Source organism: Arthrobacter glycogeni (genome assembly GCF_054510815.1).
Genome location: NZ_JBTNDV010000008.1, coordinates 131,809 through 144,599, shown reverse-complemented (window position 1 = coordinate 144,599; position 12,791 = coordinate 131,809). Strand labels below are relative to the sequence as shown.

Genomic DNA, 12,791 nt, shown 5'->3' with positions numbered 1-12,791 from the left:
GCAACACCCGTTGCTCATTAGTTAACCCCTGGCTTAGACTGCGTGAGTGAACTCACAAGCAAAACTTGACCCGACAACCATGGCTGCCGAGACCGAAGTTGCGTTGGTGCGCGCAGTTGACTCCGCCCACCGGCATGAGGCGCTCTTCTCCGACCGGGCCGCAAACATCAAACAGTCGGCGGTGCGGGATGTCTTCGACATCTCGATTCAGCCCGGATTGGTGTCGCTCGCGGGAGGCAGCCCCTATCTCCGTTCCCTGCCATTGAAGGAACTTGGCGACACCGTCCAGCGGATTGTCGCCGAGCACGGACTGGAAGCGCTGCAGTACGGCGGCGGCCAGGGAATGGAGAAGCTCCGTACCCAGATCTGCGAGGTGATGGCAGCTGAGGGCATCACCGACGCCGATCCAGCCGACCTGGTAATCACCACCGGGTCGCAGTCCGCCCAGGACGTCGCGGCCAAGGTCTTCTGCAACCCGGGCGACGTAATCCTCTGCGAGGACCCCACGTATGTGGGTGCCTTGAACACATTCGAGGCCTACCAGGTGGACGTCCAGGCGGTAGCGATGGACGACGACGGTCTGGTCCCCGAGGAGCTGCAGCGCCGGATTACCGAGCTTCAGGCCGAGGGCCGCACCATCAAAGCGCTGTACACGATTCCAAGCTTCAACAACCCCAGCGGAATCACCCTCACAGCCAGCCGCCGGCAGACCATCGTTGACCTTTGCAAGGCCAACAACATTCTGGTCCTCGAGGACAACCCCTACGGACTACTGCGCTTCGACGGCAAGCCGCTGACGCCCATGCGGGAAGGCAACCCCGACGACGTCATCTATCTGGGTTCCTTCTCCAAAATCTTCGCCCCCGGCGTGAGGCTGGGGTGGGCGCTGGTCCCCAAGCATCTCCACCGCCGGTTCTACCTGGCGTGCGAGGCAGTGGTCCTCTGCCCGTCTCCCCTCACACAGATGCTCGTCTCTGCCTACCTCAGCGACTACGACTGGCTAGGACACCTCAAAACCACCCGCGCCCTGTACAGCGAGCGATGCTCCACCATGTTGAGCGCACTCGACGACCACCTGCCACCGTCGGTCACGTGGACACGGCCGGATGGCGGCTTTTTCGTCTGGGTCACGCTGCCCGAAGGGATTGACACGTACCCGCTGTTGTACAAGGCCATCGACGCTGGTGTGGTGTTCATCCCCGGTGCCGCGTTCACCCCGTCCGATGAGCCGTCAAATAAGTTGCGGCTCGCCTTCAGCGCCGTCTCGGGTGAGGACATCGTCACCGGCGTCGAACGTCTTGCCCCGATCCTCAAGGAAGCGATCGAAGCAAACCATGCGTAAGCGGAACCTACCGATTGCGGGAGCGCAACCGGTCCAGGACCACCGAGACGGCCAGCAGCAGGACTGCAAGAATCAGCAGCCGGACAACAAAGTTCAGCTCAGGGAAGATGAGCTGAAGCAAGCTTGAGCCGATGAACGCGGCCAGCAGCATGGGCAGTAGCCGCTTCAGGTAGGAGCCGGCCGACGTCGCGCCGGTGCGTTCGTTGTCTGAGCGGCTGTTGCCCGTGCGGACGGGAGTGGGGCGCTGTCTGGGGTTCTTTGGCATAGTGTCCCAGCCTAAAGCACACCGTCAGTCGAGCAGCAGCGCGGGTTCCTCAAGGATGGACGCGACGTCGGCCATGAAGCGGGCGCTGAGGTCGCCGTCGACCACCCGGTGGTCAAACGAACCGCCAAGGGTAGTGACCCACCGCGGAATCACTTCACCGTCGAGAACCCACGGTTTCTGCTTGATGGTGCCGAACGCAACAATAGCGACCTCCCCGGGATTGATGATCGGTGTCCCGGTGTCGATTCCCAGCGCACCGATGTTGGTGACTGTGAGTGAGCCGCCCTGCATCTGCGCTGGCTGCGTCTTTCCCGCTCGAGCGGTGGTCGCCAGTTCATTAAGCGCTACAGCGAGTTCCTTCAGCGAAAGGTTCTGCGCGTCCTTGATATTGGGGACCATCAGCCCCCGCGGAGTGGCCGCGGCAATGCCCAGGTTCATGAAGTGTTTGACCAGGATTTCATCGCCCGCCCAGGTGGCGTTGACCGACGGGTTACGGGCGGCCGCCCAGATCACCGCCTTGCACAGAATCAGGAGAGGAGACACCTTAATTCCTTCGAAATCCCTCGAAGCCTTGAGCCGCTTCACGAATTCCATGGTGCGCGACGCATCGACGTCAACGAAAATGCTGACGTGTGGCGCCGAGAAGGCGCTGTCCACCATTGCTTTGGCCGTCGCCTTGCGCACACCCTTCACCGGAACGCGCTCGATGCGTTGCTCCTGAGGCTTCCGTGACGCCCCCCAGAACGTATTCGCACCGTCCTGTTCAGCGTCCCGCTGTGCCTGATAGCTCAGGAGGTCACGTTTGGTGACCTCACCGGAGCGCCCAGTGCCTTCGACATCGGCGAGATTGATTCCAAGGTCACGGGCGGCCTTCCGGACCGGTGGTTTGGCGAGCACACGGGAGTTTTGCGGGGGCGAATCGCTGGCCGCGGCCTGGGGCCGGCTGCCAGGCTGGGCTGATTCGCTGCTGGACCTCCTCGGCCTGCGCTTCACCGCGTCAGCCTTGGGCCCGGTCCCTACCAGGGGACCCGACTCTCGATTCTCTGGGCGGGCAGAATCGGGGCGGGGATCGGTTGACGCCGAGGCAGCGGTGGGTGGCGTCGACAGCTCACCGGGCATCTGCGGTGCAGGAACGTCATCGTCGCCATCGGCGACCGAGATGATGGGCGAGCCGACGTCAACCGTCTCGCCCTCGGTGACCAGCAGTTCTGCGACGACGCCGGCGTACGGGGAGGACAACTCAACCAGGGACTTGGCAGTTTCGATCTCAACGATGACGTCGTTGATCGCGACGACACTGCCGGGCCTGACTTTCCACTGGACTATTTCCGCTTCGGCGAGACCTTCACCAACGTCGGGCAGATTGAACGTATTCAGTGTCATGAGTTCCTCTAGTAGGCCAGCGCGCGGTCAAGGGATTCGAGGATGCGGTCAATGTCCGGCAGATACTGCTCCTCCATGCGGGCTACCGGGTACGGTAGGTGGAATCCGCCAACCCGTAGGACCGGTGCCTGCAGGGAGAGGAAGGCGCGTTCCGAGACGCGGGCCGCAAGTTCGCCGCCGATTCCGCCGAAGGTTGGCGCCTCATGAGCCACGATAAGCCGCCCGGTCTTGTGAACCGATGCGGTCACCGTGTCGAAATCCATTGGAGACACCGATCGAAGGTCGATCACCTCGACGCTGTTTCCGTCCTCGGCGGCGGCAGCAGCTGCTGCGAGTGCTACGGGGACCAGTGGGCCGTAGGCCACCACCGTGGCATCCGTTCCCTCGCGAAGGACGTGGGCAGCGAACGGATCGCCCGGCGGTGTGATCAGATCGACGTCGCCTTTGAGCCAGTAGCGCCGCTTGGGTTCGAACACAATCACCGGGTCATCGCAGTCGACGGCTTGCTGGATCATCCAGTAGGCATCCTGCGGGTTCGATGGAGTGATGATCCGCAGTCCCGCGGTGTGGGCGAAAAGGGCCTCAGGGGACTCAGAATGGTGTTCAACGCTGCCGATGCCACCCCCATAGGGGATCCGGATCACCACGGGGACGCGCAGCATCCCATCGCTGCGGGCATGCATCTTGGCTAGCTGGGTGGTGATTTGGTTGAAGCCGGGGAAGACAAATCCGTCAAACTGGATTTCGCAGATGGGGCGGTAGCCCCGCAGCGCCAAACCGATTGCGGTGCCGATAATGCCCGACTCGCCAAGGGGAGTGTCGACGACGCGGTCGGCTCCGAACTCAGTCTTCAACCCTTCGGTCACCCGGTAGACACCCCCGAGTGCGCCAATATCCTCGCCCATCAAGAGGGTCGTGGGGGATTTTTCCAGAGCCGCACGGAGTCCCTCGTTGATGGCTTTGGCGATGGTCATGATGGTCATTTAGCGATCCCCCTCGTTCTGGTCAACGAAGCCGGCTTCATAGTCCCGCCAGAGCCGCAGTTCCTCCTGGACCAGGGGATGCGGCTCAGCGTAAGCCGTGTCAAACCGCTGGCTGAGATCGGGTGCCTCCATGGCGATGACGGTGCTGCGGAGCCGGGACGCCTGCTCGACGGCCTGCTCCGCAAGGTTCTCGAAGAAGGAGTCCTCGGTGCCGTTGGACCTGAGATAGGTTTCCAGCCGGAGCAGCGGGTCGCGGGCCACCCAGGGCTCCTCGTCGGTCGACGCGCGATATTTGGTGGGGTCATCGGCAGTGGTGTGGGCGCTCATCCGGTAGGTGAAGGCTTCGATCAGCACGGGGCCCTTGCCCTGTCTGGCATGATCAAGCGCCCAGGTGGTCACCGCGTTGACGGCCAGGACATCGTTCCCGTCGACCCGGATGCCGGGGAACCCGTAGCCAGCGGCACGCTGGGCGAGGGGTACCCGGGTCTGGACGTCCGAGGGTACCGAGATCGCCCAGTGGTTGTTCTGGCAGAAGAACACTACGGGGGCGTTGAACGAGGCGGCGAAGACCATCGCTTCGTGGACGTCGCCCTCTGAGCTGGCGCCGTCGCCGAAATAGGCGACGGATGCGGCCGCGGGCGTGGCGGGATTCGTTGCACGATCGCGCTGGATGCCCATCGCATAGCCCACCGCGTGCAGGGTTTGGGCCGCCAAAACCAAGGTGTAGAGCTGGAAGTTGTGCTCCTGGGGATTCCAGCCGCCGTTGGTGACGCCGCGGAACAGTCGCAGCACGTCGGGCAGGTCGACGCCCCGGGTCAGCGCTACGCCGTGCTCCCGGTAGGTGGGGAAAGCGTAGTCGGCTGGCTGCATCGCCCGCCCCGACCCGATCTGTGCGGCCTCCTGGCCTGTGAGCGGCACCCATAGAGCGAGCTGGCCCTGGCGCTGCAGCGCGGTCGATTCCTGATCAAACCGCCGGATCAGGAACATGTCCCGGTAAAGGCTCTCGTAGGTCGATGGGTCGGGGGCGTAGGCGCTGAACCTAGACACCGGACGCAGGCGACCGTCCTCGGTCAGCAGTTGGACCATTTCCGGCTCGGCCCGGGAGCCCTGGGTATCCTGCCCGGCTCGGCTGCTTCCCACATCAAGTCCGGAAGTCGTCGATTGCGCAACGTCCATACGTGCTCCCTCACCGTCATCATATGCCCCAGATGGAATACGTCGTTGGGACATGCCCTCATCCGCATGTACTCGGTCAACACTAGCGACGCGATCGTGCGCGACCCATTTGTGACGTTCTACGAAACGCCCGGCCCGCTGCCGTAGGTCGAGCAGAGTTCTAGGAACCGGGTGTTAGCTTCGGGCTCTCCGATGCTCACCCGGGCACCTTCGACCCCGAAGGCTCTGACCGACAGTGCTCGCTGTTCAGCGAGCGCCGCGAACTCGGGCGTTCGGTCTCCGAGCGCCAGCCAGACAAAATTTCCCTCAGCGTTTGGGATCGTCCAGCCTAGGGACCGTAGGCCTTCGACCACCCTGGTCCGCTCGTCGACAATTCCCTGGACGCGCTCCGCGACCTCGTCGAAATGATCCAGCGATGTGACTGCCGCCTGTTCGGCGATCTGCGAAACAGCAAACGGCACGGCGCTGACTCTGAGGTGCTGGGTGAGCTCGGACTGTGAGACGGAGTAACCCACGCGAAGACCGGCCAGGCCGTGGGCCTTCGAGAACGTGCGCAACACCACAACGTTTTGGTGCTCCCGATACATGGCGAGCCCATCCACCGCGTCCGTGTTCCTGACGAATTCCTGGTACGCCTCATCAATGACCACGACGATGTGCCCCGGCACCCGCTGCAGGAACGCGCTGACGGCGGCCTGCGTGAGGATGGGCCCGGTCGGGTTGTTCGGGGTGCAGAGCAGAATGACGCGGGTCCGGTCGGTGATGGCCGCCACCATTGCATCAAGGTCGTGGGTGCCGTCCTGGTTCAGGGGGATCTGCAAGCCTGTGGCACCGGCCAGGCCAACACAGATGGGGTACGCCTCGAAGGACCGCCACGGATAAATCACCTCGTCCGCGGCGTCGTAGTCATTCTGGCCTGCAAAGGTGGCGAGCACCTGGTTGAGGGCACCAAGACTTCCCGCGCCAGCCACGATGTCCTCGGCGGGGACGGAGAGAAACGACGCGAGGGCCGTCCGCAGCGCGGTGGTCATCGGATCAGGGTACCGATTGATGTGCGTCTGGGAAGCGATCGCAGCCAGCACCGAAGGAAGCGGTGGAAGCGGGTTCTCGTTGGAGGAGAGCTTGTAGCTCTGCAGCCCTTCCACGACGACCGGGGGTTTCCCTGCCCCATAACGGGGTAGGAGGCCCAGCACGCTGCGGGGATGAATGGGAAGGTCCTCTGCCCCGGCGTCGTCGCCCTGGCGCTCTGGTGTAGTCATGGCTCCAGCTTATCGCTGGGCAGAAGCGGACCCTTGTGACAGCATTGGGGCATGCTGAAGTTCGTGGTCCGCATTCTGATCAATGCGCTGGCACTTTTCGTCGCCGCCTGGCTGCTCCCGGGTATCGAGGTGGGGTCCGCCTCATCCGACGGGGACACGACCGGAGTGATCCTTTCCTACCTTTTTGTGGGGGTCGTGTTCGGCATCGTCAATGCGTTGGTCCGACCTATTGTTGCGTTATTGTCCCTGCCGCTCACGATCCTCACTCTCGGGTTGTTCACCATTGTCATCAATGCGGGAATGCTGATGCTGACCGCATGGCTGACGTCTTTCACCCCTATCCAGTTCTCGGTCGACGACTTCTTCTGGTCGGCTGTGGTCGGCTCCCTCATCATTAGTGTCGTATCGGTGGTAGCCGGGTCCCTCACCGGCACCCGCCGGTAGCTGAGCCGCCCTAACGATCCGGTCGGGGCACCGGAGCCGTCGTGGCGCCCGGGGGCTTGCCCCGTCGTCCATGCCCTGATGCCGGCGCACCAACCGGGAGCCGGCGCTGGGCCCTGAACACGTGTCGCTCGGCCGACGCCCCGACGCCGATCGCGGCCCGCAGCACCCCGACCGATGCAACGATCGACGGGTTGGTGCTGGCTTCGACCGCCTCTGCGCCGTCGAGATACGTATCCAGCCTGTGCGCTGCACCAGTGCCCTTGTCACCATCGGGGGTTTCCGCCGCCGGGTTCCGCAACGTCACTGTCACCCTGTCGCGTTCGTCGGGGTTTGTGGTGCCGTCCGACTGGTGCACCCAATCATCGGCGTGTTCCAACTGCAGGTACGTCGCACCGCCGGAAGGTTCGCGTCCGGTTGGAGAGCCAGCGGTGAGAACCAGCTGAAGCGTGAAGGCTTCTGTGATACCGGGATCCTGTGCGAGGTTCGCTGCGTGCATTCCGCCCTGGCTATAGCCGACCATCATCACGCTGTCCCCCTGGCTGGCTCCTGCTTCAGTGAGCGCGCCGCGGACCGCGTCTGCAACGAAGACGCTGTCGTAGTGAACCGCCTCAACCACTCCCGTTGGATCAAAGGGATTACTGCTCGCAGCAAGGCTAAAGCCTTGGGTGCCGGGAAGCACCACGACGTAGACCGGACCGCTAGTGCCCTGCACCTTCAGTACCTCGAAAACTCCTGGGCCTTCATCTTTCACGGCGTCAACCCGCTGCAACAGGGCAGGTACCGACCCGTCCAGAGTGATCCGTTCCGGTGCCGCCGCACGTTCCACCCTGAGCGGCGCTGGCTCCGCGAAGTTGCCGGCGTTGGCTAGACCGATCGCCCGGTGCAGCCCGCGTTCAATGTCTCCCACCATCCCCCGGGCTGCGGCGGTGGCCAGTTGCGCGATGGCTTCGGCCCCCTCATAGGTGAGCCGGCACAGCTCAATCCGTTGAGCGGTGTCGCGCAGCTCGCCATTGCTGCGGCTAAGTGCCATCCGTGCCGTATCCACGGCGGAAACCGCGGCGTCCCCCGCGCCGCGCACCGCGGCGTCCTGCGCTCTGAGGACCATCTGCAGACGCCATTGCAGGTCTCCGCAACGGTACAGGGCGTCGCGCAACTCGTCGGCCAGGAGACCGAGCCGCGCGGCGCCTTGCCGCAGCTCGTCCCACTGGAAGCGGATACTTCCGACGCCGCCGCGCACGGTGATGCCACCCTGGTCTGGATCGGACGGCGGGCCGACTGGGGTCAGATCCGCTGCCGCACTCACGACTGCGCAACGAAGGTGCTGTACTCAAGGCTGCGCAGCGCCGAGGCAAACGACCCGACCTGCGTCGCGGCCTCCCGCAATAGATCGCTTGCCCGCCGCACACCGCACGCCTGGCCCAGAACATAGTCGCCAAAGTTGCGCCCGGCTGGTGAATCCCACTCCAGTGCTCCACCTCCCACCAGCCGGGAAGCTATCTCCTCCACCATTTCCGCCTGGAGCAGCAGAAGAGAGCCGAGTGCTGCAGCCGTCGAACTGTCCACCGCCCAGGGTTCACACGACCAGTCCGTCGCCGCATTCACCGTTCCTCCTAGCAGTTCCAATCCCTGAGTGATTGTTCTGAACGCTACTCGCGGGCCAGCCCGGCCTGGGCGGGCATGGCCCTTATGTGTGCAGGCACAGCGTGTCTTACGCTGGGGAGGAGAAGTCACACGACAGCTGGCATCCGCCGGAGCATGAAATGATCGGTGGTATGGCTGATATTTCCAGGGTGCACCTCGCGTCGACTTCAACCCAGTCGGGCATTCCACTGACTCTCGGACCGCTGGACGGCCGGTACAGCGGAGCTGTGGCACCGCTGGTCGACTATCTTTCGGAGGCCGCCCTCAACCGGGACCGCGTCCACGTGGAGGTGGAGTGGCTGATCCACCTCACTCGGAACACCGTACTGCCGGGAACCGCACCCCTCGCCCCCGACCAGGAAGTGGCGCTGCGGGCCGTCGTTACCGGCTTCGACGGCGAGTCAGTCGCAGAGCTCGCCGAGCTGGAACGCGTGACAGTGCACGATGTAAAAGCAGTCGAATACTTCATCGGGCGCCGGCTGCCCGATCTCGGGATCGCAGAGCTCAAACCATTGGTCCACTTTGGCTGCACCTCGGAGGACATCAACAACCTGTCGTACGCCGTCGGAGTCAAGGGTGCCGTCGAGAACGTGTGGCTCCCAGCTGCCCGGTCGCTGACTGCCCGGATCGCCAGCATGGCACGCGAGTCGGCCGCCGTACCCATGCTGTCCCGTACCCACGGCCAACCGGCCACGCCCACCACCCTGGGCAAGGAACTCGCCGTGTTCTCGCACCGCCTGGACCGGCAACTCAAGCGGATCGAGGGTACCGAATACCTGGGCAAGATCAACGGTGCCACAGGCACGTTCGCGGCCCACTACGCTTCGGTGCCGGGCGCCGACTGGCAGCGGATTTCACGGGACTTCGTCGAGGGTTTGGGCCTCACCTGGAATCCGCTGACCACCCAGATCGAGTCCCACGACTGGCAGGCCGAACTGTACTCCGATGTGGCCCGCTTCAACAGAATCCTCCACAACTTCTGCACCGATGTGTGGAGCTACATCTCCATTGGCTACTTCGCCCAGGTCCCGGTCGAAGGTGCCACCGGTTCCTCCACCATGCCGCACAAGGTGAACCCGATCCGGTTTGAGAACGCCGAAGCGAACCTTGAGGTCTCCTGCTCGCTCCTGGACGTGCTCGGTGCCACCCTGGTGACCTCTCGGTGGCAGCGGGACCTCACCGATTCCTCCTCCCAGCGCAACATCGGCGTGGCGTTCGGCCACTCCCTCCTCGCCCTGTCGAATGTGGCTAAGGGACTGGACCGGCTCGACGTCGCCGAATCAGTGCTCGCGGCCGACCTGGACACCAATTGGGAAGTGCTGGGCGAAGCAATCCAGATGGTCATGCGGGCCGAGGGGATTGCCGGTGTTCCCGGCATGGATGACCCCTACGAACGGCTCAAGGACCTGACCCGTGGACAGCGCGTTGACGCAGCCCGGATGCAGGAGTTCGTCGTCGGGCTGGGACTTTCGCCCGAGGCCGAGTCTCGACTCCTGGCGCTCACGCCGGCAACCTACACCGGCATCGCTGAGCAGCTCGTCGACCACCTCGGGTAACCTCACCCCTCATCACCTGCGACTGGAGGGCCCTGTGAACGGCGTAATAGCAGGCTTCGCGGTTGTTGGGGCGGTGATCCTTACAGGTTACCTCGCCGCCCGGTTGCGGGTCGGTGGCCCCGAGACGGTCAAGGCCCTCACGCAGACCGCATTCTTCATCACCAACCCCGCCCTGCTCTTTACCATCCTCGCGCAGGCGGACCTCGCCGCCGTCCTGTCCGCGTACCTACCCATCGCCCTGATCACTGCGGTTGTCGCTGCGTTACTGTATGTCACGGTCAGCCGGATCTGGTTCCGCCGGCCCGCCGCCGAAACCGTGATCGGCGCGATGGCAGGCTCCTACGTCAATGCCAACAACATCGGCATTCCGATCGCCGTCTACGCACTGGGGAATGCCGCCGCCGTCGCGCCGGTCTTGCTGGTGCAGCTGCTCCTGCTGACTCCGCTGTACCTCACCATTCTCGACCTGTCATCGGGGCGGAAGCCCTCCGTCAGGAATGTCCTCACCCAACCGTTCCGCAACCCGATGATCATCGCGTCCTTCCTTGGGCTGGCGGTCGGGTGGACCGGGCTGGAGGTTCCGGAGTTGGTGTGGGAACCACTGCAGCTGCTGGGCGGAGCTGCAGTCCCGTTGGTGCTGTTGGCGTTCGGCATGTCCCTGCGTGGAAGCCGGCCATTGCGTGCCAGCGAGGGCCGCACCGAGGTGATCGTGGCGACCCTCATCAAGACCCTGGTCATGCCAGCAACCGCCTACCTGCTGAGCAGGTTCCTATTCCAGCTCGAGCCCGGACTGGTGTTCGGCGCCGTGGTGATGGCCGCCCTTCCCGCCGCCCAAAACGTGTTCCTTTTCGCTGGACGCTACGACAAGGGAATCACTGTCGCGAGAGACGTAATCCTGTTGTCATCGGCGTTGGCCGTGCCGGCACTGATCCTCATTGCCTGGCTACTGAACTAACGTCTGGGCCCCACCGAGCAGCGTGATGGTCTTCGCCCGGCTGTTCCAACGTCGCACCCCCACCACGTTGCCCGCTGGCTCGGCCCCGGTCAGGATGGCAAGCGCGTCCGGCAGTCGGTCTGGGCTTACCGCATTGGCGAGGGTGATGTGGGGAACCCAAGCGTCAGGCAGCGACGTACGCATGGGGCCGTCAACGTTGCCGACGTCGTACACCCCCTGATGCAGCTGCAGCAGTTGAGAAGTACACACCACCTGCCGGGCCAGTACAAAACCGCGCCGTCCGGCGTCGAACAGCAGCAGTCCGGCGAAGGAAATCGTCAGGGGAAGGGTGAGGCGTTCGCCCAGCTCCCCGTCCCGGTCGCCGGTGATCACCGGCGCTGCGATCAGCGTGATGTGCGGCCGGTTGTGCGGTGAATTGTGGGCGGCCCGGCTGGGCAGGCCAGCCGCGAGCAGGGCATCCCATTCGGCATGAATGAACTGCTCCGTGGCATCGTCAAAGAGCAGTTCAATGCTGTCCACCGGGCCCGCTCAGTGAGGGCGCCGGCGAAAATCCCCGACACCCTCCGAACCGTCACCCTCGGTTCTGCCGGTCCGCGGATCGAACTGCGGACGCTGGTAGGCCAGCTCTCCTCCGCTTCGACCGCCGAACGGCCGCCCGTGATCGGCATACTCCTCACGGAAATAGGCGAGGCACCATTGACCCAGCTGGATCCGTGCACCTGTCCTCAGCACTGATGGCCCGGTCGGGTTGACGCTCCCACTGACCGGCCCGCGGGGGATGAGGACGTACTCGTCGGCGTCGTTGTGCATTACCTCGGCGTGAATGGCGTCCAGCCCGGGAAGCATCAGGTCGACGTCGGGCCCGCTGCCAATCGTGGTACTCACGGGCCCCAGATTGAACTCCCGCGGCACTTGGCCGCTCCACGTCGCTGAATCCTGGACGAAGATCAGCCGGGCGCGCCCGCTGCCCGGCGTGTGGTGGGTGGTGGTCACCCGGCGGCGAATCATCCGGTTGACGGTGGGGACAAGCGGGAACGGAGTTGACGGCGGCAGGAGGCCGGAAGTCCCGGCTTTACCTGACCCGCGCACGCTCCTGGCCAGCGGCGTGAGGGCACCGAGCGACCCCAGGCGGATATGCGGGGACCGGGTCAGGAGTCGTTGCACCCGTGAAGCCTCGACCGCTCCGAGGCTCACGAGGTTGCCCTTGGGGCCCGTAATGGACACGGCGACGCCCTTGTCGGCAAGGGCTTTCGCCAACTCCCTGACCGCGGCGAGCGACGGTGTGGAGGTCCCGCCGAATGCTTCAGGCGAGTCGACGAACACCTCAACCGTCGAGCCGTTGGCTGTCACTGTTCCGCTGACCGTTGATGCGGTGCGATCCGCCGTTGCTGGTTCGGTCATCGAGAATGCGAGATCGATCTCCAGTCGAATTTTTGCAGCCATGACTCAGTTGCGGTGGGTATCGGAGCCCGCTGCATCGTTATCGCTGGTAGTGACCCGAAGGGTTCCGTTCAGCTTCCAGGTGGCGCGCGGGGCGTCGGGCCCGATGTCTCGGGGAACCTCCACCGTCATGTCGATGAAGCTGTAGTTCACCGCTGCGCCCTTGCCGGTCAGGTAAGTCCACATTTCCTCGGCCAGGTCAGCCCAATCGCGGATGTTGTGGTTGCCCTGTGGGTCTGCGGAGGTGTTTTCGGTCATGAGTGATTCCTTCAATGGAGTGTGCTCTATGACAGACGCCCTCTACCCGTCTGACGCTAACGATCCAACCCTAGTACGGGCCCCCGTCC

The 12,791-nt window shown here is 64.1% G+C and carries 14 protein-coding genes; 4 read left to right on the top strand and 10 right to left on the bottom strand.

Going from position 1 to position 12,791, the window contains the following annotated elements:
- Positions 1-79 precede the first annotated feature (79 nt).
- Positions 80-1,342 (top strand): aminotransferase-like domain-containing protein, encoded by a 1,263-nt coding sequence (locus ACX80G_RS10430; protein WP_459307626.1) that lies wholly within the window; start codon positions 80-82, stop codon positions 1,340-1,342.
- Positions 1,343-1,349: 7 nt separating this feature from the next.
- Here ACX80G_RS10430 and ACX80G_RS10425 read toward each other — a convergent pair whose 3' ends face one another.
- From ACX80G_RS10425 to ACX80G_RS10405, 5 genes are all read right to left on the bottom strand, one after another.
- Positions 1,350-1,607, bottom strand: coding sequence for a hypothetical protein (locus ACX80G_RS10425; protein WP_459307570.1), 258 nt, complete (start codon positions 1,605-1,607; stop codon positions 1,350-1,352).
- A 24-nt stretch (positions 1,608-1,631) separates the two neighbouring features.
- Positions 1,632-2,990, bottom strand: a complete 1,359-nt coding sequence (locus ACX80G_RS10420; RefSeq protein ID WP_459307568.1) for a dihydrolipoamide acetyltransferase family protein — start codon at positions 2,988-2,990, stop codon at positions 1,632-1,634.
- An 8-nt stretch (positions 2,991-2,998) separates the two neighbouring features.
- Positions 2,999-3,973: an alpha-ketoacid dehydrogenase subunit beta gene (locus tag ACX80G_RS10415; protein ID WP_459307567.1), complete on the bottom strand. Its 975-nt coding sequence runs from the start codon at positions 3,971-3,973 to the stop codon at positions 2,999-3,001.
- Positions 3,974-5,149 (bottom strand): pyruvate dehydrogenase (acetyl-transferring) E1 component subunit alpha, encoded by a 1,176-nt coding sequence (gene pdhA / locus ACX80G_RS10410; RefSeq protein ID WP_459307566.1) that lies wholly within the window; start codon positions 5,147-5,149, stop codon positions 3,974-3,976.
- 119 nt (positions 5,150-5,268) lie between these two features.
- Positions 5,269-6,408 carry a histidinol-phosphate transaminase gene (locus tag ACX80G_RS10405; protein ID WP_459307565.1) on the bottom strand — a complete coding sequence of 380 codons (1,140 nt, stop codon included), beginning with the start codon at positions 6,406-6,408 and terminating at the stop codon, positions 5,269-5,271.
- A gap of 51 nt (positions 6,409-6,459) precedes the next feature.
- Here ACX80G_RS10405 and ACX80G_RS10400 point away from each other — a divergent pair, with 51 nt between their 5' ends.
- A complete protein-coding gene (locus ACX80G_RS10400) occupies positions 6,460-6,852 on the top strand; it encodes a phage holin family protein (RefSeq protein ID WP_459307564.1) in 393 nt (130 codons plus the stop codon).
- A gap of 10 nt (positions 6,853-6,862) precedes the next feature.
- On the opposite strand, the gene ACX80G_RS10395 is transcribed toward ACX80G_RS10400, so the two are convergent.
- Entirely contained in the window at positions 6,863-8,155 is a 1,293-nt protein-coding gene (locus ACX80G_RS10395; protein ID WP_459307563.1) for a hypothetical protein, read from the bottom strand.
- The gene (locus tag ACX80G_RS10390) at positions 8,152-8,415 is read right to left on the bottom strand and encodes a hypothetical protein (protein WP_459307562.1); all 264 of its coding nucleotides are present in this window, start codon (positions 8,413-8,415) and stop codon (positions 8,152-8,154) included. The genes ACX80G_RS10395 and ACX80G_RS10390 overlap by 4 nt, the downstream gene beginning before the upstream one ends.
- A 209-nt stretch (positions 8,416-8,624) precedes the next feature.
- Here ACX80G_RS10390 and purB point away from each other — a divergent pair, with 209 nt between their 5' ends.
- Positions 8,625-10,049, top strand: coding sequence for an adenylosuccinate lyase (purB, locus tag ACX80G_RS10385; RefSeq protein ID WP_459307561.1), 1,425 nt, complete (start codon positions 8,625-8,627; stop codon positions 10,047-10,049).
- A 34-nt stretch (positions 10,050-10,083) separates the two neighbouring features.
- Complete coding sequence (locus ACX80G_RS10380; RefSeq protein ID WP_459307560.1) at positions 10,084-11,004, top strand: AEC family transporter; 921 nt, start codon at positions 10,084-10,086, stop codon at positions 11,002-11,004.
- On the opposite strand, the gene ACX80G_RS10375 is transcribed toward ACX80G_RS10380, so the two are convergent.
- The 3 genes from ACX80G_RS10375 to ACX80G_RS10365 are packed head-to-tail and all read right to left on the bottom strand — an operon-like array spanning position 10,993 to position 12,702.
- Positions 10,993-11,523 carry a 2'-5' RNA ligase family protein gene (locus tag ACX80G_RS10375; RefSeq protein ID WP_459307559.1) on the bottom strand — a complete coding sequence of 177 codons (531 nt, stop codon included), beginning with the start codon at positions 11,521-11,523 and terminating at the stop codon, positions 10,993-10,995. The genes ACX80G_RS10380 and ACX80G_RS10375 overlap by 12 nt on opposite strands.
- Before the next feature lie 9 nt (positions 11,524-11,532).
- Positions 11,533-12,447: an FHA domain-containing protein gene (locus ACX80G_RS10370; RefSeq protein WP_459307558.1), complete on the bottom strand. Its 915-nt coding sequence runs from the start codon at positions 12,445-12,447 to the stop codon at positions 11,533-11,535.
- Between the two features lie 3 nt (positions 12,448-12,450).
- Positions 12,451-12,702, bottom strand: a complete 252-nt coding sequence (locus ACX80G_RS10365; RefSeq protein WP_459307557.1) for a hypothetical protein — start codon at positions 12,700-12,702, stop codon at positions 12,451-12,453.
- Positions 12,703-12,791: the final 89 nt, after the last annotated feature.

What these genes read in the sequence shown, in the direction of transcription:
- ACX80G_RS10420 (WP_459307568.1), bottom strand. Translation starts at nt 2,990, where the DNA reads ATGACACTGAATACGTTCAATCTGCCCGACGTTGGTGAAGGTCTCGCC.
- ACX80G_RS10415 (WP_459307567.1), bottom strand. Translation starts at nt 3,973, where the DNA reads ATGACCATCATGACCATCGCCAAAGCCATCAACGAGGGACTCCGTGCG.
- ACX80G_RS10400 (WP_459307564.1), top strand. Translation starts at nt 6,460, where the DNA reads ATGCTGAAGTTCGTGGTCCGCATTCTGATCAATGCGCTGGCACTTTTC.
- ACX80G_RS10370 (WP_459307558.1), bottom strand. Translation starts at nt 12,447, where the DNA reads ATGGCTGCAAAAATTCGACTGGAGATCGATCTCGCATTCTCGATGACC.
- purB (WP_459307561.1), top strand. Translation starts at nt 8,625, where the DNA reads ATGGCTGATATTTCCAGGGTGCACCTCGCGTCGACTTCAACCCAGTCG.
- ACX80G_RS10365 (WP_459307557.1), bottom strand. Translation starts at nt 12,702, where the DNA reads ATGACCGAAAACACCTCCGCAGACCCACAGGGCAACCACAACATCCGC.
- ACX80G_RS10425 (WP_459307570.1), bottom strand. Translation starts at nt 1,607, where the DNA reads ATGCCAAAGAACCCCAGACAGCGCCCCACTCCCGTCCGCACGGGCAAC.
- ACX80G_RS10405 (WP_459307565.1), bottom strand. Translation starts at nt 6,408, where the DNA reads ATGACTACACCAGAGCGCCAGGGCGACGACGCCGGGGCAGAGGACCTT.
- pdhA (WP_459307566.1), bottom strand. Translation starts at nt 5,149, where the DNA reads ATGGACGTTGCGCAATCGACGACTTCCGGACTTGATGTGGGAAGCAGC.
- ACX80G_RS10430 (WP_459307626.1), top strand. Translation starts at nt 80, where the DNA reads ATGGCTGCCGAGACCGAAGTTGCGTTGGTGCGCGCAGTTGACTCCGCC.